Genomic DNA, 579 nt, shown 5'->3' on the forward strand with positions numbered 1-579 from the left:
TACCGGTCTCGGTCAGGTTACCGCTGACCACGTTCAGGTCTTCGGTCACCGCACCGCTGCCATCACCCACAATCACCGCACCGTCATTGACGCCGGTGATGGTGATGGTCACGGTGTGGCTGGTGCCGTCCAGGCTCTGTACGGTGAAGGTCTCGACCTTGGTCTCGCCCGCGCCTAGGTACTGCACCTTGTCGTTGGCGACCTGATAGTCCCACTTGCCAGCCGCATCGATGGTCAGGCTGCCCAGGGCATTGGCACTCGGCGCGCCCAGGCCCGGCTTGAACTCAGCCTCGTCGGCCCCGTCCACGTCGGTCAGGGTCAGGCTGCCGGTCTCGGTCAGGTTACCGCTGACCACGTTCAGATCTTCGGTCACCGCACCGCTGTCATCACCCACAATCACCGCACCGTCATTGACGCCGGTGATGGTGATGGTCACGGTGTGGCTGGTGCCGTCCAGGCTCTGTACGGTGAAGGTCTCGACCTTGGTCTCGCCCGCGCCCAGGTACTGCACCTTGTCGTTGGCGACCTGATAGTCCCACTTGCCAGCCGCATCGATGGTCAGGCTGCCCAGGGCATTGG

Annotated in this window: 1 protein-coding gene; it reads right to left on the minus strand. The window is 63.7% G+C overall.

Going from position 1 to position 579, the window contains the following annotated elements:
• A partial coding sequence (locus tag KW821_RS21380; RefSeq protein ID WP_218292852.1) for a VCBS domain-containing protein occupies positions 1-579 on the minus strand: 579 nt, incomplete at both ends.

The sequence above is a fragment of the Aeromonas sp. sif2416 genome (genome assembly GCF_019218665.1).
Taxonomy (GTDB): domain Bacteria; phylum Pseudomonadota; class Gammaproteobacteria; order Enterobacterales; family Aeromonadaceae; genus Aeromonas; species Aeromonas encheleia.